18 protein-coding genes and 3 pseudogenes are annotated in these 19763 nt (G+C 58.9%); 12 read left to right on the top strand and 9 right to left on the bottom strand.

Features of this window, described 5'->3' with window-relative positions:
• Nucleotides 1-20: 20 nt before the first annotated feature.
• From mutM to radC, 4 genes and pseudogenes are all read right to left on the bottom strand, one after another.
• A pseudogene (mutM, locus tag ABOC21_RS25925) lies at nt 21-831 on the bottom strand (bifunctional DNA-formamidopyrimidine glycosylase/DNA-(apurinic or apyrimidinic site) lyase).
• A 97-nt stretch (nt 832-928) separates the two neighbouring features.
• Complete coding sequence (gene rpmG, locus ABOC21_RS25920; protein ID WP_003024094.1) at nt 929-1096, bottom strand: 50S ribosomal protein L33; 168 nt, start codon at nt 1094-1096, stop codon at nt 929-931.
• Between the two features lie 20 nt (nt 1097-1116).
• On the bottom strand, nt 1117-1353 hold the full coding sequence (rpmB, locus tag ABOC21_RS25915) for a 50S ribosomal protein L28 (RefSeq protein WP_002436699.1): 237 nt from the start codon (nt 1351-1353) through the stop codon (nt 1117-1119).
• A gap of 266 nt (nt 1354-1619) precedes the next feature.
• Nucleotides 1620-2285 carry a RadC family protein gene (gene radC / locus ABOC21_RS25910; protein WP_426813766.1) on the bottom strand — a complete coding sequence of 222 codons (666 nt, stop codon included), beginning with the start codon at nt 2283-2285 and terminating at the stop codon, nt 1620-1622.
• 177 nt (nt 2286-2462) lie between these two features.
• Between radC and coaBC the strand changes: the two genes are divergently transcribed.
• From coaBC to slmA, 3 genes are all read left to right on the top strand, one after another.
• A complete protein-coding gene (coaBC, locus tag ABOC21_RS25905) occupies nt 2463-3674 on the top strand; it encodes a bifunctional phosphopantothenoylcysteine decarboxylase/phosphopantothenate--cysteine ligase CoaBC (RefSeq protein ID WP_426815582.1) in 1212 nt (403 codons plus the stop codon).
• A complete protein-coding gene (gene dut / locus ABOC21_RS25900) occupies nt 3652-4110 on the top strand; it encodes a dUTP diphosphatase (RefSeq protein ID WP_426813765.1) in 459 nt (152 codons plus the stop codon). The genes coaBC and dut overlap by 23 nt, the downstream gene beginning before the upstream one ends.
• A gap of 125 nt (nt 4111-4235) precedes the next feature.
• On the top strand, nt 4236-4832 hold the full coding sequence (gene slmA / locus ABOC21_RS25895) for a nucleoid occlusion factor SlmA (protein WP_426813764.1): 597 nt from the start codon (nt 4236-4238) through the stop codon (nt 4830-4832).
• A 38-nt stretch (nt 4833-4870) separates the two neighbouring features.
• Here the strand turns inward: slmA and pyrE are convergent, their stop codons facing one another.
• The gene (pyrE, locus tag ABOC21_RS25890) at nt 4871-5512 is read right to left on the bottom strand and encodes an orotate phosphoribosyltransferase (protein WP_123709562.1); all 642 of its coding nucleotides are present in this window, start codon (nt 5510-5512) and stop codon (nt 4871-4873) included.
• 72 nt (nt 5513-5584) lie between these two features.
• Nucleotides 5585-6301: a ribonuclease PH gene (rph, locus tag ABOC21_RS25885; RefSeq protein WP_032690259.1), complete on the bottom strand. Its 717-nt coding sequence runs from the start codon at nt 6299-6301 to the stop codon at nt 5585-5587.
• Between the two features lie 125 nt (nt 6302-6426).
• On the opposite strand from rph, the pseudogene ABOC21_RS25880 reads away from it, so the two are divergent.
• A pseudogene (locus ABOC21_RS25880) lies at nt 6427-7291 on the top strand (YicC/YloC family endoribonuclease).
• A 54-nt stretch (nt 7292-7345) separates the two neighbouring features.
• Here the strand turns inward: ABOC21_RS25880 and ABOC21_RS25875 are convergent.
• Nucleotides 7346-8605 (bottom strand): chloride channel protein, encoded by a 1260-nt coding sequence (locus tag ABOC21_RS25875; RefSeq protein WP_426813763.1) that lies wholly within the window; start codon nt 8603-8605, stop codon nt 7346-7348.
• 277 nt (nt 8606-8882) lie between these two features.
• Between ABOC21_RS25875 and ABOC21_RS25870 the strand changes: the two genes are divergently transcribed.
• Nucleotides 8883-9500 carry a trimeric intracellular cation channel family protein gene (locus tag ABOC21_RS25870; RefSeq protein ID WP_426813762.1) on the top strand — a complete coding sequence of 206 codons (618 nt, stop codon included), beginning with the start codon at nt 8883-8885 and terminating at the stop codon, nt 9498-9500.
• Nucleotides 9501-9505: 5 nt separating this feature from the next.
• Here ABOC21_RS25870 and ligB read toward each other — a convergent pair.
• Nucleotides 9506-11150, bottom strand: a pseudogene (gene ligB, locus ABOC21_RS25865) (NAD-dependent DNA ligase LigB).
• Between the two features lie 290 nt (nt 11151-11440).
• On the opposite strand from ligB, the gene gmk reads away from it, so the two are divergent.
• From gmk to fpr, 7 genes are all read left to right on the top strand, one after another.
• On the top strand, nt 11441-12064 hold the full coding sequence (gene gmk / locus ABOC21_RS25860; RefSeq protein WP_426815581.1) for a guanylate kinase: 624 nt from the start codon (nt 11441-11443) through the stop codon (nt 12062-12064).
• 54 nt (nt 12065-12118) lie between these two features.
• A complete protein-coding gene (gene rpoZ / locus ABOC21_RS25855; protein WP_006817787.1) occupies nt 12119-12394 on the top strand; it encodes a DNA-directed RNA polymerase subunit omega in 276 nt (91 codons plus the stop codon).
• Between the two features lie 18 nt (nt 12395-12412).
• A complete protein-coding gene (spoT, locus tag ABOC21_RS25850) occupies nt 12413-14533 on the top strand; it encodes a bifunctional GTP diphosphokinase/guanosine-3',5'-bis pyrophosphate 3'-pyrophosphohydrolase (RefSeq protein ID WP_426813761.1) in 2121 nt (706 codons plus the stop codon).
• A gap of 4 nt (nt 14534-14537) precedes the next feature.
• Nucleotides 14538-15227, top strand: a complete 690-nt coding sequence (gene trmH, locus ABOC21_RS25845) for a tRNA (guanosine(18)-2'-O)-methyltransferase TrmH (RefSeq protein ID WP_426813760.1) — start codon at nt 14538-14540, stop codon at nt 15225-15227.
• Nucleotides 15228-15231: 4 nt separating this feature from the next.
• Complete coding sequence (recG, locus tag ABOC21_RS25840; protein ID WP_426813759.1) at nt 15232-17313, top strand: ATP-dependent DNA helicase RecG; 2082 nt, start codon at nt 15232-15234, stop codon at nt 17311-17313.
• 63 nt (nt 17314-17376) lie between these two features.
• A complete protein-coding gene (gene glpX / locus ABOC21_RS25835; RefSeq protein WP_426813758.1) occupies nt 17377-18387 on the top strand; it encodes a class II fructose-bisphosphatase in 1011 nt (336 codons plus the stop codon).
• 130 nt (nt 18388-18517) lie between these two features.
• Nucleotides 18518-19264, top strand: coding sequence for a ferredoxin--NADP(+) reductase (gene fpr / locus ABOC21_RS25830; RefSeq protein WP_426813757.1), 747 nt, complete (start codon nt 18518-18520; stop codon nt 19262-19264).
• Here fpr and ABOC21_RS25825 read toward each other — a convergent pair whose 3' ends face one another.
• Complete coding sequence (locus tag ABOC21_RS25825; protein WP_426813756.1) at nt 19265-19693, bottom strand: DUF805 domain-containing protein; 429 nt, start codon at nt 19691-19693, stop codon at nt 19265-19267.
• Between the last annotated feature and the right edge of the window lie 70 nt (nt 19694-19763).

The following is a 19763-nucleotide window of genomic DNA, read 5'->3' as shown; positions in this document are numbered from 1 at the left end:
ACGCCTTCGGGGACGCAGCCCTACTTCTGACACTGGCGACAATAAAACGTCGCCCGCTGGGCGTGCTTGCCGGCGATAATCGGCGTGCCGCAGGTGCGGCAAGGCTCGCCTTTGCGCCCGTAGACCTGCAGTTCCTGGGCGAAATATCCCGGCTTACCGTCGCTTTGCAGGAAATCCTTCAGCGTGGTCCCGCCCTGCTCAATCGAGCGCAGCAGCACGGCTTTAATCACCTTCACCAGCCGCTCGCACTCTTCATGCGATAGCGACGACGCCAGCCGATCCGGATGGATCCCGGCAGAAAACAGCGATTCGCTGGCGTAGATATTTCCGACCCCCACCACCAGCTTGTTATCCATCAGCCAGGGCTTAATGGCGGTTTTCTTTTTCGCGCACCTCAGTCTGCAGGTAGGCGGCGTTGAAATCGTCGCTCAGCGGCTCAGGACCGAGATGCGCCAGCGCCGGATGCCCTTCCAGCTCTTTGGTCCACAGCCAGGCGCCAAAGCGTCGAGGGTCGGTATAGCGCAGCACCTTGCCGTTGCTCATCACCAGGTCGACGTGGTCATGCTTCTCTGCGGGCAGCTCTTCGCTCAGAATGCGCAGGCTTCCCGACATGCCCAGGTGAATGATAATCCAGCCGCCAGGCAGCTCCAGCAGCAGGTATTTGGCGCGTCGACGCACGCTGAGCACCGGCACGTCGCTCAGACGATAAATCTCTTCAGAAACCGGCCAGCGCAGGCGTCCATTGCGAATAGCGGCGTGTAGGATAGTTGCGCCAACCAGATGCGGTTCAATCCCGCGTCGGCTGGTTTCCACCTCAGGTAATTCAGGCATAGCGTCTCCGGCTGTATTGCAGATGTCTTTATTATGGGGATGGCCAGAAAACAAAAAACCCCGCCAGGGCGGGGTTTTTTTTACATCGAAGCTAAAATTATTTGATTTTAGCTTCTTTGTATAAAACGTGCTGACGGACAACTGGATCGAACTTTTTCAGTTCCAGTTTTTCCGGCTTAGTACGCTTGTTCTTCGTGGTGGTATAGAAGTGACCAGTACCAGCAGAAGAAACCAGCTTGATTTTCTCACGAATACCTTTAGCCATGATTTATTTCCTCTTAGTACTTAGTACTTTTCGCCACGGGCACGCAGTTCGGACAGAACTGTATCGATGCCTTTCTTATCAATAACACGCATACCTTTAGCAGATACGCGCAGGGTGACAAAACGCTTTTCGCTCTCAACCCAGAAACGGTGAGAGTGCAGGTTCGGCAGGAAACGGCGTTTGGTCGCGTTCAGTGCGTGGGAACGGTTGTTACCGGTCACCGGACGCTTGCCAGTAACTTGGCAGACTCGGGACATGTCTATTCTCCAAAAATCAAATTAGCTCGAGCTTCGTATGGGGTATTGGCGCCTCGTCAGGCTTTACAGCCCGGTCATCGCAGTTCTACACGTCATCATTCAGGCCGCCTTGATGCAACCGGAGTGATTGGGTGTCTAAGTGAACCATCGATTGCCAGGCCCAAATGCCAAACCCGAGATTCTCAAAGGTGGCGTAGTATACGCTGACTCGGCGATGTGCTCAAGTCCCGAACAGACAAAGATCCCGCAGGATCGCGTGCTCGGGGCTAAATCCAGCCGCGCTCGGCAAAAGATACGTACGCACCGCGGCCGATAACAAGGTGATCGAGCACACGTATATCCATGAAACCACAACACTTTATCACTCTTTCGGTAATCAACCTGTCGGCCTTACTCGGCTCGGGGCTACCGGATGGATGATTATGTGCCAGGATCACCGCAGCGGCGTTCACTTTGATGGCTTCGCGTACAATTTCTCGCGGATGCACCTCAACGTGGCTAAGAGTACCAGAAAAAAGCCGGCTATGTTTCAATACCCGATTCTGATTATCTAAAAAGATCACCATAAAGATCTCCCGCTCCTCGTCCATCAGCTGGCTTTGCAAAAACTCCCGCGTCATCAGCGGCGTAACCAGAGAAGGCTCCTCTACTATCCGTCGGCTAAAATAGCGCCGCGCCAGCTCGGCAACGCCTTTCAGCTGGGCGAACTTCGCCAGACCAATGCCGTCGATCTTGTCAAACTGCGCCTTGTCCGCCGATAGCAGACCGTATAGCGAGCCAAAGCGCGCGAGCAGGTCGTGCGAAAACGTCATCACGTCCTGCTCGCGGGTGCCGGTACGTAAAAACAGCGCCAGCAGCTCAACGTCCGACAGCGCTTCGATACCGTAGAGCAGCATTTTTTCCCTCGGCAGCAGGGGGTCCAGTAAATCCATCGCAGCCTCTCCTCTCCAGTGCGCCCCATATCATGGCATAGCCTTTCGCCGCCGCCGACGGCCGCCTTTTACCCTTGCGTAGAGGCTCGCAAAGTCAATTCCAGGCAGGCGCACGACGCCGACGGGATTGTGATAAGATGCGCGAATTCTGGTGTACTCCAACAGGAAAGAATCATGATGAGTCTGGCTGGTAAAAAGATCGTTCTCGGCGTGAGCGGCGGCATCGCTGCCTATAAAACGCCTGAACTGGTACGCCGCCTGCGCGACCGCGGCGCCGAGGTACGGGTCGCCATGACGGAAGCCGCGAAGGCCTTCATTACGCCGCTCAGCCTGCAGGCGGTGTCGGGTTATCCGGTTTCCGATAGCCTGCTCGACCCGGCGGCAGAAGCCGCAATGGGCCACATTGAGCTGGGAAAATGGGCCGACCTGGTTATCCTCGCCCCGGCAACCGCCGATCTCATCGCCCGCGTCGCCGCCGGCATGGCGAACGACCTGGTCTCCACTATCTGCCTCGCCACGCCGTCGCCGGTTGCGGTGGTGCCCGCCATGAACCAGCAGATGTATCGCGCCGCCGCGACGCAGCATAACCTTGAGGTCATCGCCTCGCGCGGCCTGCTGGTCTGGGGCCCGGACAGCGGAAGCCAGGCCTGCGGCGATATCGGTCCAGGCCGGATGCTTGACCCGCTGACCCTCGTCGATATGGCGGCCGCGCATTTTTCGCCTGTCAAAGATTTGCAACATCTCAACATCATGATTACCGCGGGTCCCACCCGCGAGCCGCTGGATCCGGTACGCTATATCAGCAATCAAAGCTCGGGTAAGATGGGCTTCGCGATTGCCGCCGCTGCGGCACACCGCGGGGCGAACGTCACGCTGGTCAGCGGCCCGGTTTCGCTACCGACGCCGCCGTTTGTGCAGCGGATCGACGTTACTACCGCTTTGGAAATGCAGGCCGCAGTCGACGGCGGCGTTCGGCAGCAGCATATTTTTATCGGCTGTGCGGCCGTCGCCGACTACCGCGCCATCACCATTGCTGAGAACAAAATCAAAAAGCAAGATGATGAATTAACAATAAAAATGGTCAAAAACCCGGACATCGTTGCCGGGGTCGCTGCGCTAACGGATAGCCGACCTTACGTCGTTGGGTTTGCTGCCGAAACGAATAATGTGGAAGAATACGCGAGACAAAAACGCGCTCGCAAAAATCTCGACCTGATCTGCGCCAATGATGTATCTAAGCCAAATCAGGGATTTAACAGCGACAGCAACGCATTACACCTTTTCTGGCAGGATGGAGATAAGCGCTTGCCGCACGAGCGCAAGGAACTCCTGGGCCAATTATTACTCGACGAGATCGTGACCCGTTATGATGAAAAAAATCGACGTTAAGCTTCTGGACCCGCGCGTTGGCAAAGAGTTTCCGCTGCCAACCTACGCCACCTCCGGCTCTGCCGGACTTGACCTGCGGGCCTGCCTCGACGCCGCCGTAGAGCTTGCGCCGGGCGCAACGACCCTGCTGCCAACCGGCCTGGCTATTCATATCGCCGATCCGTCCCTGGCGGCGGTTATCCTGCCGCGCTCCGGTCTGGGCCATAAGCACGGTGTCGTCCTGGGCAATCTGGTCGGTCTTATCGATTCCGACTATCAGGGGCAGCTGATGGTTTCCGTCTGGAACCGCGGCCAGCAGAGCTTTACTATTGAGCCCGGCGAGCGTATCGCTCAAATGGTATTTGTACCCGTCGTACAGGCGGAATTTAATCTGGTGGAAGATTTTGACGCCACCGAACGTGGCGAAGGTGGCTTTGGCCACTCAGGGCGCGCATAGGCCCGGCTACACAAAACCCGCATCCCAAAGCGCAATAATGCAATAACATCGCCGCAAATGACCGTTTGCGGCCGCTTTGTGGATGTCTGCCTGACAAGTGCTTATTTTCAGGGGTATTTTAAAACATGGCAGAAAAACAAACTGCGAAAAGGAATCGTCGCGAGGAAATACTTCAATCTCTGGCGCTAATGCTTGAATCCAGCGATGGTAGTCAACGTATTACCACGGCGAAACTGGCGGCGTCCGTCGGCGTGTCCGAAGCGGCGCTGTACCGTCATTTTCCCAGCAAGACCCGCATGTTCGATAGCCTGATTGAGTTTATCGAAGACAGTCTGATTACGCGCATCAATTTGATTTTAAAAGATGAAAAAGACACATCCGCGCGCCTGCGCCTGATTGTGCTGCTGATTCTTGGGTTTGGTGAGCGTAATCCTGGGCTGACGCGTATTCTGACCGGCCATGCGCTGATGTTTGAACAGGATCGTCTGCAGGACCGCATCAACCAGCTGTTTGAGCGTATTGAGGTTCAGCTACGCCAGGTGATGCGCGAGAAGAAAATGCGCGAAGGCGAAGGCTTTGCCACCGATGAATCTTTGCTGGCCAGCCAGCTGCTGGCGTTCTGCGAAGGCATGCTGTCGCGCTTTGTGCGCAGCGAGTTTAAATATCGTCCGACGGACGATTTTGACGCCCGCTGGCCGCTGGTCGCCGCACAGCTGCAATAATCCAAAGCCCGGTGGCATCGCGCCCCGGGCTTTATTACCTATACGCCAAACGCTTCCCGATACGCCCGCACCGACGCCAGATGCCCGGCCATCTCCGGCTTCTCTTCCAGATAGCTAATCAGGTCCTTGAGGGTGACGATAGAGATCACCTTGCAGCCGTAATCACGTTCAACTTCCTGAATCGCGGAAATTTCGCCGCGGCCGCGTTCCTGGCGATCCAGCGAGATCAGCACGCCGGCGAGCTCGGCGCCGTTGGCCTGGATAATCTCCATTGATTCGCGAATAGCGGTACCTGCGGTTATCACATCGTCGACCAGCATGACGCGACCCTGCAGGGCGCTCCCAACCAGATTGCCGCCTTCGCCGTGCGTTTTGGCTTCTTTGCGGTTAAAGCAGTAGGGTAAATCCAGGTCGTGGTGTTCAGCCAGCGCAACCGCGGTGGTGGTCGCGATAGGAATGCCTTTGTAGGCCGGGCCAAACAGCAGGTCAAAATCGATTCCGGAGTCGACCAGCGCTTCCGCATAGAAACGGCCCAACAGTGCCAGATCGCGCCCGGTGTTAAACAGGCCGGCGTTGAAGAAATAGGGGCTCTTGCGCCCGGATTTCAGCGTAAACTCGCCAAACTTAAGAACCTGCTTGTTAAGCGCAAACTCAATAAACTGGCGCTGATATGGTTTCATGGATTCGCTCCTCATCATGCTTTCTATGGATCTACGGACAAAAAAAAGGCGACTTCTCAGTCGCCTTAAAAACTAGTTTTCCAACGCCGCCTTCTGCGTCGCGACAATGGATTCGATCCCCCCTCGGGCCAATGCCAGGAGAGTCAGGAGCTCTTCATGGGTAAACGGCTCGCCTTCCGCCGTGCCCTGCACCTCGATGATGCGGCCGTCTTCGGTCATCACCACGTTCATATCGGTTTCCGCTGCGGAATCTTCCACGTACTCCAGATCGCAAAGCGCTTCGCCGTTAACGATGCCGACGGAAACGGCGGCAACCATTCCTTTCATCGGGTTAGTTTTCAGCTTGCCGGCGGCGACCAGCTTGTTCAGCGCGTCGGCCAGCGCCACGCAGGCGCCGGTGATGGATGCGGTACGGGTGCCGCCGTCGGCCTGCAGCACATCGCAATCGAGGGTAATGGTGAACTCGCCGAGCGCCTTCAGGTCTACCGCAGCGCGCAGCGCGCGGGCGATAAGGCGCTGGATTTCCATGGTACGGCCGCCCTGCTTACCTTTAGCGGCTTCACGCGCGTTACGGGTATGCGTTGCGCGCGGCAGCATGCCGTATTCCGCGGTGATCCACCCCTGGCCCTGGCCTTTCAGAAAGCGCGGTACGCCTTCATCAATTGACGCGGTGCACAGCACTTTAGTGTCACCAAATTCGACCAGCACGGAGCCTTCAGCGTGTATGGTATAGTTACGGGTCAGGGTTACGGGACGCACCTGATTAGCGCTACGGCCTGCTGGACGCATGATGTTCTCTCCGGCTTGAAACGAATATGGCTGCGCATTATACGGATAATGGTCGCTTATTCCTATCCTGATAAGGCCCTGAAAGCTATAATCCCCCCCACTCTCCTTTAAAAACAGGAACGTCTATGATCCGCAGTATGACCGCCTATGCCCGTCGTGAAATTAAGGGCGAATGGGGCAGCGCCGCGTGGGAACTGCGCTCGGTAAACCAGCGCTATCTGGAAACCTATTTCCGCCTGCCGGAGCAGTTCCGTAGCCTGGAGCCCGTGGTGCGCGAGCGTATTCGTGCGCGTCTGACCCGCGGCAAAATCGAATGTACCCTGCGTTTTGAACAGGATCCCAGCGCTCAGGGTGAGCTGATCCTGAACGAAAACCTGGCGAAGCAGCTGGTCAACGCCGCCAACTGGGTAAAAATGCAGAGCGATGAAGGGGAAATCAACCCGGTTGATATTCTGCGCTGGCCCGGCGTAATGGCCGCTCAGGAGCAGGACCTCGACGCTATTGCCGCCGAAATTCTCACCGCACTGAACGGCGCGCTGGATGACTTTATCGTCGCTCGCGAGACCGAAGGTCAGGCGCTGAAGCTGCTTATCGAACAGCGCCTGCAGGGCGTCAGCAGTGAAGTCGGTAAAGTTCGCAGCCATATGCCGGAAATCCTGCAGTGGCAGCGCGAGCGCCTGGTGTCGAAGCTGGAAGACGCGGAAGTTCAGCTGGAGAACAACCGTCTCGAACAGGAGCTGGTGCTGATGGCGCAGCGTATCGACGTTGCCGAAGAGCTGGACCGTCTGGAAGCACATGTCAAAGAGACCTGCAACATTCTGAAGAAAAAAGAAGCCGTTGGCCGCCGCCTCGACTTTATGATGCAGGAGTTCAACCGCGAGTCGAACACCCTGGCGTCAAAATCGATTAATGCGGAGGTCACCAATTCTGCCATAGAGCCTGAAAGTGCTGATTGAGCAGATGCGCGAGCAGATTCAGAACATCGAATAACCGCAGGCACATCGATTAAAGGCTGGTTCTACCAGCCTTTTTTATCTCTTCAATTCAGAACCTGTACTTTCCATCCAGTATTCGACAGGTGATAAACGCGCCCGCAGCGCACAGCAGCGTGGGGGCCAGATAGCTATGGTCCATATGGGTAAACTCCATCACCAGCGCAACCGCAGTCAGCGGCATCTGCATTGACGCCGCCAGAAAAGCCGCGGCCCCAACCAGCGCAAAGCTGCTGGCGTCGCCGCCGGGCACCAGCTGCTGCCAAAGCATACTCAGCAGCAGGCTCACCAGGCTGCCTACCGCCAGGCCAGGGGTCAGCAGCCCTCCTTCCGCACCGCCGCGCAGCACCGCCAGAATCACGATCGCTTTCAGGGCCAGCAGTACCAGCGCGCTATGAAATCCCAGCCCGTCGCCGATCGCGAGCTGCATCGGGCCCTTGCCGTTGCCAGGGAGTTGAGGAAAATAGAGGCTCAGCCCGGCAAGAAGGGCAAACGCCAGCAGGCAAAATAGCGGCATCTGCCAGTTCGCCCTGACCCGCGCCCGCGCGGCGCTGGTCGCCCGACGAAACAGCCACGCCGCCGCGCCAAGCAGCGGACTGGCGATTATCGCCCACCACATAAACGAGCCCGGGAGCGCCCCGGAGATAAAGTGATACTGCGACTCATCCCCCAGCCCGAGGGCCGCCGTCCAGGCAGCAACGGCGGACGTCACAACGGCCGCCAGGGTCTTCTCCCAGCTAAACGACAGCAGCATCACTTCGAGGCTAAACAGGGCTCCGGCCAGCGGCACGTTATACACCGCCGCCAGCCCGGCGCCGGCGCCGCAGGCAATCAGCGTGCGGGTCTCATCTTGATGCAGGCCCATTCTGCGCGCCACGATACCGGCCCCCAGCGCCCCCATCTCTCGCGGCGCCACCTCCCGACCGAGCGGGGAGCCCAGCGCCACGGTGACGATCTGCAGCAAGGCGTGCAGGGTTGTCGTGCCAGCGGGCATCGGCACCGCGGGCGTGGCGACGGCGGCGGAAATCGATACCCGCTTCTGGCCGTAGCGGCCAAGCAGCCACCAGCCAAACCCGGCGATCGTTCCGCCAATCACGATGGCCGTGAAGCGTCGAGGCCAGGAGGCGTCCGTTACCCCCTGCAAAAATGACTCCGTACCGATAATACGATCGAGGCTGTATCCAAAAGCAAGGTGTTGAATAGCGTGCAAAATCATCGCCAGAACCATTCCCGACAGGCCGGCCAGGACGCCGGTCAGAACAACGGCAGCCAGGCGGAGCAGGTGGTTTTTCTCGCCGGTCACTCCGGTCATATTCACAAGCCTCGGAAAGAGAAAAAGAAATGATAAAAGCCGCAAGTTAAATATTACGTATTTAACGCGTATTTTCCTTAGCGGCTCCTCCCGAAGCCTATTCATTACTTTTTCTAAAGTAATACATGACACAAAAAACCTCACACCCCCTATTAATAAAGGTAAAAGACAAAATCAGGCATTATTTTTTCAAGGCGTAAATAGTTCACCTTAGAAAATCTCAGTCGTGATACTGCGCACAAATCGCTAACCTGCCGACTCTCATCGTGGGGGATCTATGCTGCTTCATATTCTGTATTTAATTGGTATTACCGCGGAAGCGATGACCGGCGCGCTGGCAGCCGGACGCCGTCGTATGGATACCTTTGGGGTGATCATTATCGCGACCGCCACCGCGTTGGGCGGCGGGTCGGTGCGGGATATTCTGCTCGGCCACTATCCCCTCGGCTGGGTCAAGAACCCGGAATACGTCATCATTGTTGCCGTCGCCGCGGTGCTGACCACGATTGCCGCCCCGGTTATGCCCCACCTGCGCCGGCTGTTTTTGGTCCTGGACGCCCTCGGTCTGGTGGTGTTTTCTATCATCGGCGCGCAGATTGCCCTCGATATGGGAGAAGGTCCGGTTATCGCCTCCATCGCAGCGGTCATCACTGGCGTATTCGGCGGCGTGCTGCGGGATATGTTCTGTAAGCGCATCCCGCTGGTGTTCCAGAAAGAGCTGTACGCCGGGATCTCTTTTGCCGCCGCCATTCTCTATATCGCCCTGCAGCACTACGTCAGCAGCCACGACGTGGTAGTCATCTCCACCCTGCTGTTTGGCTTCACCGCCCGCATGCTGGCCCTGCGCTGGAAGCTAGGCCTACCGGTCTTCCACTACAATCATAATGCGCACTAAGCGGGCTAAAACCCGGAGATACCCTGCTCGCGAAGCCACTGCGCCAGCGCGGTAACGTCAGGATGACGAAGAAAGGCCACCAGCTGACGCGCTCTTTCATTCCCCACTCCCGGCAGGCGTCGCCACTGCTCTGCGTTTCGCGCCAGCAGGCTGCGGCCAGCCATCTCCGGCCAGGCCCGCCAGCGCCGCCTGCGGCACCGGCACCCCCAGAGCCTGCACCCAGCGCAGAAAGGGCTGCTGGCGGGCGAGGTTAAACTGGTGCCAGAGCCGCTGGCCGCGCTGCGCAGAGATCCCCGGGACCGCCTGCAGCTGCTGAGGGGTAAGCGCCAGCCACGAAAAAAGGTGCGTCATACGGTGAGACTGATGGACGGCGCGCCAGACGGACTCGCCGACGCTGTCGAGATCCAGTACGGGTTTTGACGATAGCCAGACCAGCCGTGCAAGAAACTGCCCGGCGCATTCGGGGGAGAAAAAATAGCAGGTCAGGGCGTTAAAGTGCTCCGGAGGTGGTTGCGGCTTCTGCCGCTGGGCCGTTCGCCACACCACGCCGTCTATCCGCGGTATTCCCTGTCCCGCCAGGCTAATTTGCAGCTGATCGCCAATAGCAATATCCAGCTTTTGCCAGCGGGCCAGCGACCCGACGTTCACGCGTTTGACCTGCTTATCATCCATCCGCTGCGGCTCAAGCCCTGCCACCACGGCAATTTTCCCGCTTCGCCCGACGTAAAAGCGGATGTCGCGCACCTCCATAATGCGGCTGGCCGGAGGGTACTTCCACGCGGCGACCCAGTCACCCTGCCCCGGTGACCAGAAGCGGCCGTCCGGTTCTCTCCCGAGACGCACGACAACGCCATCGGTAGCAAAAGGCAGCGCTGACGTTAGCCAGCGTTCGCGCCAGCGCGCAACCTGCTCCACGTCCGCCACCGGTTGAGAAAAGCCGGCGCTATCGCTAAATCCGGCCTGCTGCAGCAGAGCCTGGCGCTGGCGCATCTCCGCGGGCCCGTCCGGCCACGCCCAGATAAAGACCCCCAGCTCCGCTAACGCTGTCGACGTATCCAGCCGCATCATGGCGCCCGCCACCGTCGCCCGGGCGTTCGCTCCCCCCATCCGCTTCTGGATATGTCCGGCGCGGCGGAGAAAAAGCTCTCCCTGCAGCACGCTATTGGCCAGCGCGCCCTTCGTCACCCTCGGCACGCCGGGAATCTGCCGCACTTTTGCCGTCCAGTCTTCGCCGGCTCGGCCATCCCCCCGGCTGATTGCCTGTACCAGCCGCCCGCGGCGGTAAACCAGCGTCACCGCAACGCCATCCACCTTTGGCTGCACCCACAGATCGGTTTTGCCCCGCATCCAGCGCGCAACGTCGGTTTTTTCCGCCAGCTTGCGCACGCCGGTGTGGGCAACCGGATGCCGGACCTCGCCGCGGGGCGGCGGTAAATCATCGATTACCGGCGTTTTGATGGCAAAACAGCGCCGCCACTCGATTAACCGCGCTAAAAGCCGATCGTAGACGTCATCAGCGACCTCGCTGCCGCCGCGCAGCCAGTAGTCGTTTTTCCACCCGCTAATCTGCTGACTCAGGCGGCTAACCTCCTGTTCAGCCCGCCTCTGCGTCCATGCGGGGCAGGCCGACTGGCCGTATCCCGCCGTCATCCATATTCCTATCGCCCAAAGCCATTTTTGCACTGCGCTGCCCTCCTTTTTGTCCATTGGCATTCTGCCGCCGACGGGGCTTAATCGGCGATAAGGGCTTTTCAGCGCCGCGATCCGGCTTCCAGGGTTTGTACGTCATTGCGGCAACTCATAGAGAAATCAGGGAAACAGCAGGCAAAATGAAAGAAACCGAGGGAAAAAGTGTGGCAGGGACTACGTCACGGCGCGGCGGCGTGTATAATAGGCTCGTATGTAGTTTCTCTTTCGACCATCACATACAAAAGACTCTCATGGCTCAAGGCACGCTTTATATTGTTTCCGCCCCAAGTGGCGCGGGTAAATCCAGCCTGATTCAGGCTTTATTAAAAACCCAACCGCTGTTCGACTCCCAGGTCTCTGTTTCGCATACCACGCGCGCGCCGCGTCCTGGCGAAGTGCACGGTGAACACTATTTCTTTGTTAATCACGACGATTTCAGAGCGATGATTAGCAGAGACGCGTTTCTTGAGCACGCGGAGGTTTTTGGCAACTATTACGGCACCTCGCGCGAAGCCATCGAGCAGGTACTGGCAACCGGCGTTGATGTCTTCCTCGATATCGACTGGCAGGGCGCTCAGCAGATCCGTCATAAAATGCCGGGCGCGCGCAGCATTTTTGTTCTGCCGCCGTCCAAAGATGAGCTTGACCGTCGCCTGCGCGGCCGCGGCCAGGACAGCGAAGAGGTGATCGCAAAACGTATGGCGCAGGCTGTTGCAGAAATGAGCCATTACGCGGAATATGATTACCTTATTGTGAATGATGATTTTGATACCGCCCTCGGCGATCTGAAAAACATCATCCGCGCCGAACGCCTGCGCATGAGCCGCCAAAAGCAGCGACATGGCGCTTTAATCACCAAACTGTTGGCAGACTGAACCGACATTCAGTATCATGCCCAGTCCTTTCTTCATCTGTGGAGCATTTTAAGTATGGCACGCGTAACTGTTCAGGACGCTGTAGAGAAAATTGGTAACCGTTTTGACCTGGTGCTGGTCGCCGCGCGTCGCGCTCGTCAGATGCAGGTTGGCGGAAAAGATCCGCTGGTAGCGGAAGAAAACGATAAAACTACCGTTATCGCACTGCGCGAAATCGAAGAAGGTCTGATCAACAACCAGATCCTCGACGTGCGCGATCGTCAGGAACAGCAAGAGCAGGAAGCCGCTGAATTACAAGCAGTTACCGCTATTGCTGAAGGTCGTCGTTAATAACGCAGCGGGTCGCCCTTGTATCTGTTTGAAAGCCTGAATCAGCTGATTCAAAACTACCTGCCGGAAGAGCAAATCAAGCGTCTTCGGCAGGCGTATCTCGTTGCACGTGACGCTCACGAGGGTCAGACACGTTCAAGCGGTGAACCCTATATCACGCACCCGGTTGCGGTAGCCTGTATTCTGGCCGAGATGAAGCTCGACTACGAAACGCTGATGGCCGCCCTGCTGCATGACGTGATTGAAGATACCCCTGCCACCTACCAGGACATGGAGCAGCTCTTTGGTAAAAGCGTTGCCGAGCTGGTAGAGGGGGTGTCGAAGCTTGATAAGCTCAAGTTCCGCGATAAGAAAGAGGCGCAGGCCGAAAACTTTCGCAAGATGATTATGGCGATGGTGCAGGATATCCGAGTCATCCTCATCAAACTTGCCGACCGCACCCACAACATGCGCACCCTGGGCTCATTACGCCCGGATAAACGCCGCCGCATCGCTCGCGAAACGCTGGAAATCTACAGCCCGCTGGCCCATCGTTTAGGTATCCATCACATTAAAACCGAGCTCGAAGAGCTGGGCTTTGAAGCGCTGTATCCCAATCGCTATCGCGTCATTAAAGAAGTCGTTAAAGCGGCGCGCGGCAACCGTAAAGAGATGATCCAGAAGATCCTCTCCGAAATCGAAGGGCGTTTACAGGAAGCGGGGATCCCCTGTCGCGTCAGCGGTCGCGAGAAGCATTTGTACTCCATCTACTGCAAAATGGTGCTCAAAGAGCAGCGTTTTCACTCGATCATGGATATCTACGCGTTCCGCGTAATCGTGCATGATGCCGACACCTGCTACCGCGTGCTTGGCCAGATGCACAGCCTCTACAAGCCGCGTCCAGGGCGGATGAAAGACTACATCGCCATTCCGAAAGCGAACGGCTATCAATCCTTGCACACCTCGATGATCGGCCCGCACGGCGTCCCGGTTGAGGTACAGATTCGTACCGAAGACATGGACCAGATGGCGGAAATGGGGGTTGCGGCGCACTGGGCTTATAAAGAGCACGGCGGCGAGAGCAGCACCACCGCGCAGATCCGCGCCCAGCGCTGGATGCAGAGCCTGCTGGAACTGCAGCAGAGCGCAGGCAGTTCGTTTGAATTTATCGAGAGCGTCAAATCCGATCTGTTCCCGGATGAGATTTACGTTTTCACCCCGGAAGGGCGCATTGTCGAACTTCCCGCCGGCGCGACGCCGGTGGACTTTGCCTACGCGGTGCATACCGATATCGGCCATGCCTGCGTTGGCGCCCGCGTTGACCGCCAGCCCTATCCGCTGTCGCAGCCGCTCTCCAGCGGCCAGACGGTAGAGATCATCACCGCACCGGGCGCGCGTCCGAACGCCGCCTGGCTAAACTTTGTCGTCAGCTCGAAAGCGCGCGCGAAGATCCGCCAGCTGTTGAAAAACCTCAAGCGCGATGACTCCGTCAGCCTTGGCCGCCGGCTGCTCAACCACGCCCTCGGCGGCAGCCGTAAGCTGGCGGAAATCCCGCCAGAGAACGTTCAGCGCGAGCTTGAGCGCATGAAGCTGGCGTCGCTGGACGATCTGCTGGCGGAAATCGGCCTCGGCAACGCGATGAGCGTGGTGGTGGCGAAAAACCTGCAGCAGGGTGAAACCGTCACCGCGCCGGCGCAAAGCGTCTCGTCAGGCCACGGCCATCTGCCGATTAAAGGCGCCGACGGCGTGCTGATTACCTTTGCCAAGTGCTGCCGCCCGATTCCCGGCGACCCGATTATCGCCCACGTCAGCCCCGGCAAAGGCCTGGTCATTCACCATGAGTCCTGTCGTAACATCCGCGGCTACCAGAAAGAGCCCGAGAAGTTTATGGCCGTCGAATGGGATAAAGAGACCGCCCAGGAATTTATCACCGAAATTAAGGTGGATATGTTTAACCACCAGGGCGCGCTGGCGAACCTCACGGCCGCAATCAATACCGCCGCTTCCAATATTCAAAGCCTGAATACGGAAGAAAAGGATGGCCGCGTCTACAGCGCCTTTATTCGCCTTACGGCGCGCGATCGCGTGCATCTGGCGAATATCATGCGCAAAATTCGCGTGATGCCGGACGTGATAAAAGTCACCCGTAACCGAAACTAGCCTTATGAACCCACAGCGTTATGCGCGTATCTGTGAGATGCTCGCCAGGCGTCAGCCTGACCTGACGGTCTGCATGGAGGAGGTCCACAAACCTCATAACGTCTCTGCGGTGATTCGTACCGCAGATGCCGTTGGCGTGCACGAAGTGCACGCTATCTGGCCCAGTAGCCGCATGCGTCCCATGGCCGCCGCCGCCGCGGGCAGCAACAGCTGGGTACAGGTCAAAACGCACCGTACCATTGGCGATGCCGTCGGTCACTTAAAGGACCTGGGCATGCAGATCCTCGCCACCCATCTTTCCGACAAAGCCGTCGACTTTCGTGAAATAGACTACACCCGGCCCACCTGTATCCTGATGGGCCAGGAAAAAACCGGCATCACCACGGAAGCCTTAGCGCTGGCGGACCAGGACATCATTATTCCGATGACCGGCATGGTACAGTCGCTAAACGTCTCCGTCGCCTCCGCCTTAATTCTGTATGAAGCGCAGCGCCAGCGGCAGAACGCGGGCATGTATAAACGCGAAAACAGCATGCTGCCGGAAGAAGAGCAGCAGCGCCTGCTGTTTGAGGGGGGTTATCCGGTGCTGGCGAGGGTGGCAAAACAAAAAGGCCTGCCCTATCCCCACGTCAACGGCCAGGGCGAAGTCGAAGCCGACGCCGCGTGGTGGGCCACGATGCAGGCAGCGAGGTAAACCGATGCAAAGCCGTCTGCTGGATGCTGTCCCGCTCAACACGTTAACCGGCGTTGGCGCAGCGCAGAGCAGCAAGCTGGCGAAAATCGGCCTGCACACCGTGCAGGATCTTCTGCTGCATCTGCCGCTACGCTACGAAGACCGTACCCATCTATATCAAATCGGCGAACTGCTGCCGGGGGTCTACGCCACCGTTGAAGGCGAAGTGCTCAACAGCAATATCACCTTCGGCGGCCGCCGAATGATGACCTGTCAGATAAGCGATGGCTCCGGTATTCTCACCATGCGCTTCTTCAACTTCAACGCCGCGATGAAAAACAGCCTTGCCGCCGGCCGCCGGGTGCTGGCCTACGGCGAAGCGAAGCGCGGCAAATACGGCGCGGAGATGATCCACCCGGAATACCGCGTGCAGGGCGATATGAGCACGCCGGACCTGCAGGAGACCCTCACTCCGGTCTACCCCACTACCGAAGGTATCAAACAGGCTACGCTGCGTAAGCTGACCGATCAGGCGCTGGAGCTGCTGGAGACCTGCGCTATCGCCGAACTGCTGCCGCCCGAGCTGGCGCAGGGGATAATGAGTCTCCCGGAGGCGCTGCGCACGCTGCATCGCCCGCCGCCGTCGCTCCAGCTCAGCGAGCTGGAAACCGGCAAGCACCCGGCCCAGCAGCGCTTAATTCTGGAAGAGCTGCTGGCGCATAACCTGAGCATGCTGGCGGTTCGCGCCGGCGCCCAGCGTTTCCACGCCGTGCCGCTCAGCGCGAACGACTCTCTGAAAAACAAGCTGTTGGCTTCCCTGCCCTTTAAACCGACCGGCGCGCAGGAGCGGGTGACCGCCGAGATTGAGCGGGATATGGCGCTCGATGTGCCGATGATGCGCCTGGTGCAGGGCGACGTCGGCTCCGGTAAAACGCTGGTTGCCGCCTTCGCGGCGCTGCGGGCCATCGCCCACGGCAGGCAGGTGGCGCTGATGGCGCCGACGGAGCTGCTCGCGGAGCAGCACGCCGCCAACTTCCGCAGCTGGTTTGCCCCGCTGGGCGTTGAGGTCGGCTGGCTGGCCGGCAAACAAAAAGGCAAAGCGCGTCAGGCGCAGCAGGATGCCATCGCCAGCGGGCAGGTGCAGATGATTGTCGGCACCCACGCTATTTTTCAGGAGCAGGTCCAGTTTAGCGGCCTGGCGCTGGTGATTATCGATGAACAGCACCGCTTCGGGGTGCATCAGCGCCTCGCGCTGTGGGAAAAGGGCCAGCAGCAGGGCTTCCATCCGCATCAGCTGATCATGACCGCCACCCCCATTCCGCGCACCCTGGCGATGACCGCCTACGCCGACCTCGACACCTCGACGATCGACGAGCTGCCGCCGGGCCGTACGCCGGTCACTACGGTGGCCATCCCCGACACCCGCCGCAGCGATATTATCGACCGCGTGCGCAACGCCTGTACCCAGGAAGGGCGTCAGGCATACTGGGTCTGTACGCTGATTGAAGAGTCGGACCTGCTGGAAGCCCAGGCGGCGGAAGCCACCTGGGAAGAGCTGAAGCTGGCGCTGCCGGAGCTGAATATCGGCCTGGTGCACGGGCGGATGAAGCCGGCGGACAAACAGGCGGTCATGCAGGCCTTTAAGCAGGGCGAGCTGCATCTGCTTATCGCCACCACGGTTATCGAGGTCGGGGTGGACGTGCCTAACGCCAGCCTGATGATTATCGAAAACCCGGAACGCCTGGGGCTGGCGCAGCTGCATCAGCTCAGAGGCCGCGTCGGGCGCGGTGCGGTGGCCTCCCACTGCGTGCTGCTCTATAAGTCGCCGCTGTCGAAAACGGCGCAGCTGCGCTTGCAGGTCCTGCGCGATAGCAACGACGGTTTCGTCATCGCGCAAAAGGACCTTGAGATCCGCGGCCCGGGCGAGCTGCTCGGCACCCGGCAGACCGGCACCGCCGAGCTTAAAGTCGCCGACTTACTGCGCGATAAGGCAATGATCCCCGACGTTCAGCGCATTGCCCGCCATATTCATCAACGTTATCCACAGCAGGCCCAGGCGCTTATCGAGCGCTGGATGCCGGAAACCGAACGCTATTCCAACGCCTGACGCCTCTGCTCCCGCAGGAGCAGAACGGCGCCGCGCGCAATTTTCCTTCACAACGAGTGAATTATGAAACGAGAACTGGCCATCGAATTTTCGCGTGTTACCGAAGCCGCCGCGCTGGCGGGCTACAAGTGGCTGGGCCGCGGTGATAAAAACACCGCCGACGGCGCCGCGGTTAACGCTATGCGTATTATGCTCAACCTGATTGATATCGACGGCACTATCGTCATCGGCGAAGGTGAAATCGATGAAGCGCCGATGCTCTATATCGGCGAGAAGGTCGGCACCGGCCGCGGCGACGCGGTGGATATCGCCGTCGACCCGATCGAGGGCACGCGGATGACGGCGATGGGCCAGGCGAACGCGCTGGCCGTCATGGCGGTTGGCGATAAGGGCTGCTTCCTGAATGCGCCGGATATGTACATGGAAAAGCTGATTGTCGGCCCGGGGGCGAAAGGGGCGATTGACCTCAATCTGCCGCTGTCTGAGAACCTGCGTAACGTGGCGAGCGCGCTGAATAAGCCGCTCGGCGAACTGACGGTGACCGTACTCGCCAAGCCGCGCCATGATGCGGTGATTGCCGAACTGCAGCAGCTGGGCGTTCGCGTCTTCGCCATTCCCGACGGCGACGTGGCGGCCTCGATTCTGACCTGCATGCCGGATAGCGAAGTTGACGTCCTGTACGGCATCGGCGGCGCCCCGGAAGGCGTGGTTTCCGCCGCGGTGATCCGGGCGCTGGACGGCGATATGCAGGGTCGCCTGCTGGCCCGCCACCACGTTAAGGGCGACAGCGAAGAGAACCGCCGTATCGGTGAGAACGAGCTGGCGCGCTGTAAAGAGATGGGCATTGAGGCCGGCATCGTGCTGCGCCTCGACGAGATGGCGCGCAGCGATAACGTGGTCTTTTCCGCCACCGGGATCACCAAAGGCGATCTGCTGGACGGCATCACCCGCAAGGGCAATATGGCCACCACCGAGACGCTGCTGATCCGCGGTAAATCTCGCACCATCCGCCGTATCCAGTCCATTCACTATCTCGATCGCAAAGATCCGGATATCCAGCTGCACATCCTGTAAGCCCTTCAGCCTGCGGGCAGGCTGAAGCAGGCGCTAATATTTGATCAATAGAGCTTTCCGGCCCCGTTGGGCTGGAAATCTTTGTCGTCTGCAACGAAGATAGGGCAACGCTTGGCAACGGGAGAAGATCATGGCGGACTGGATTAGCGGCAAAGTAACAAAAGTAGAATACTGGACCGACGCGCTGTTTAGTTTGCACGTACGGGCCCCTGTTCATCCGTTTACCGCCGGGCAGTTTGCCAAACTGGGTCTGGATGTTGACGGCGAGCGCGTGCAGCGCGCCTACTCCTACGTGAACGCCCCAAGCAACCCCGATCTTGAATTCTACCTGGTGACGGTTCCGGAGGGCAAACTCAGCCCGCGGCTGGCCGCGCTGCAGCCGGGCGATGACGTGCAGATCGTCAGCGAGGCCGCCGGTTTCTTCGTGCTCGAAGAAGTGCCGGATTGCGACACCCTATGGATGCTGGCCACCGGCACGGCAATTGGCCCCTACCTGTCGATTCTGGAAGAGGGCAAGGACCTGGAGCGCTTTAAAAACCTGGTGCTGGTCCACGCCGCGCGCTATGCCGCCGATCTTAGCTATCTGCCGCAAATGCAGGCGCTGGAGGAACGCTATAAGGGCAAGCTGCGCATCCAGGCGGTGGTCAGTCGGGAAACCGTACCGGGCATGCTAACGGGGCGCGTTCCGTTCCTGATCGAAACCGGCGCCCTGGAAGAGGCGGTCGGCCTGCCGATGAACGCTGACAATAGCCACGTGATGCTCTGCGGCAACCCGCAGATGGTGCGGGATACCCAGCAGCTGCTGAAGGATACCCGGCAGATGAGCAAACATCTGCGTCGCCGGCCGGGCCATATGACAGCCGAACACTACTGGTGATCAGGACTCCGCCTTCCAGCGAACGTCCTGCGTCTCTTTACCAAATTTATTTTCGCCCTGGGTGCCGACGAACGCCCCCAGGTCGATCAGCATCATCACCATAATCAGCGTCGGCACAAAGCGGCCGACAACCCACTGCCAGGCCCCCGGAATCACCGCCCAGTTCCCCGCCAGCAGCATCCACGCCAGAACCATCAGCAGCGCCCAGAGCCCCGACCTGCCGCGATCGTGCAGCCGCTTGATGGTCACCGCCGCCGTTGGCCAGAGCAGGCAAACCAGCATAAAGGCCGCGGTCTGTAGATTCAGCAAATTTGAGCCGGCGAGGGTGAACAGCGCGCTCATGGTCGCTATCCAGATAACGATCCAAATCCAGAAATCACGGCGTCCAATACGCCCTTTAATTGAGAACATCCACTGCTGTAGGGTCATGTTTTATTCCTTATCCTCATCATTCGCGTAGTTTACCCTGGAGCGGTGACTTTTTGACAAGCGCGACGGT

Origin of the sequence: Klebsiella sp. WOUb02 (genome assembly GCF_050058015.1) — a bacterium.
In the GTDB taxonomy this organism is placed as follows: domain Bacteria; phylum Pseudomonadota; class Gammaproteobacteria; order Enterobacterales; family Enterobacteriaceae; genus Klebsiella.
The sequence above is the reverse complement of the archived record's forward strand: the minus strand, read 5'-3'. Positions and strand labels throughout refer to the sequence as shown.

Excerpts from the sequence above, each read along its gene's own strand:
- rpmG (WP_003024094.1), bottom strand. The coding sequence starts at position 1,096 with ATGGCTAAAGGTATTCGTGAGAAAATCAAGCTGGTTTCTTCTGCTGGT.
- rpmB (WP_002436699.1), bottom strand. The coding sequence starts at position 1,353 with ATGTCCCGAGTCTGCCAAGTTACTGGCAAGCGTCCGGTGACCGGTAAC.
- radC (WP_426813766.1), bottom strand. The coding sequence starts at position 2,285 with ATGGATTTACTGGACCCCCTGCTGCCGAGGGAAAAAATGCTGCTCTAC.
- coaBC (WP_426815582.1), top strand. The coding sequence starts at position 2,463 with ATGAGTCTGGCTGGTAAAAAGATCGTTCTCGGCGTGAGCGGCGGCATC.
- dut (WP_426813765.1), top strand. The coding sequence starts at position 3,652 with ATGATGAAAAAAATCGACGTTAAGCTTCTGGACCCGCGCGTTGGCAAA.
- slmA (WP_426813764.1), top strand. The coding sequence starts at position 4,236 with ATGGCAGAAAAACAAACTGCGAAAAGGAATCGTCGCGAGGAAATACTT.
- pyrE (WP_123709562.1), bottom strand. The coding sequence starts at position 5,512 with ATGAAACCATATCAGCGCCAGTTTATTGAGTTTGCGCTTAACAAGCAG.
- rph (WP_032690259.1), bottom strand. The coding sequence starts at position 6,301 with ATGCGTCCAGCAGGCCGTAGCGCTAATCAGGTGCGTCCCGTAACCCTG.
- ABOC21_RS25875 (WP_426813763.1), bottom strand. The coding sequence starts at position 8,605 with ATGACCGGAGTGACCGGCGAGAAAAACCACCTGCTCCGCCTGGCTGCC.
- ABOC21_RS25870 (WP_426813762.1), top strand. The coding sequence starts at position 8,883 with ATGCTGCTTCATATTCTGTATTTAATTGGTATTACCGCGGAAGCGATG.
- gmk (WP_426815581.1), top strand. The coding sequence starts at position 11,441 with ATGGCTCAAGGCACGCTTTATATTGTTTCCGCCCCAAGTGGCGCGGGT.
- rpoZ (WP_006817787.1), top strand. The coding sequence starts at position 12,119 with ATGGCACGCGTAACTGTTCAGGACGCTGTAGAGAAAATTGGTAACCGT.
- trmH (WP_426813760.1), top strand. The coding sequence starts at position 14,538 with ATGAACCCACAGCGTTATGCGCGTATCTGTGAGATGCTCGCCAGGCGT.
- recG (WP_426813759.1), top strand. The coding sequence starts at position 15,232 with ATGCAAAGCCGTCTGCTGGATGCTGTCCCGCTCAACACGTTAACCGGC.
- glpX (WP_426813758.1), top strand. The coding sequence starts at position 17,377 with ATGAAACGAGAACTGGCCATCGAATTTTCGCGTGTTACCGAAGCCGCC.
- fpr (WP_426813757.1), top strand. The coding sequence starts at position 18,518 with ATGGCGGACTGGATTAGCGGCAAAGTAACAAAAGTAGAATACTGGACC.
- ABOC21_RS25825 (WP_426813756.1), bottom strand. The coding sequence starts at position 19,693 with ATGACCCTACAGCAGTGGATGTTCTCAATTAAAGGGCGTATTGGACGC.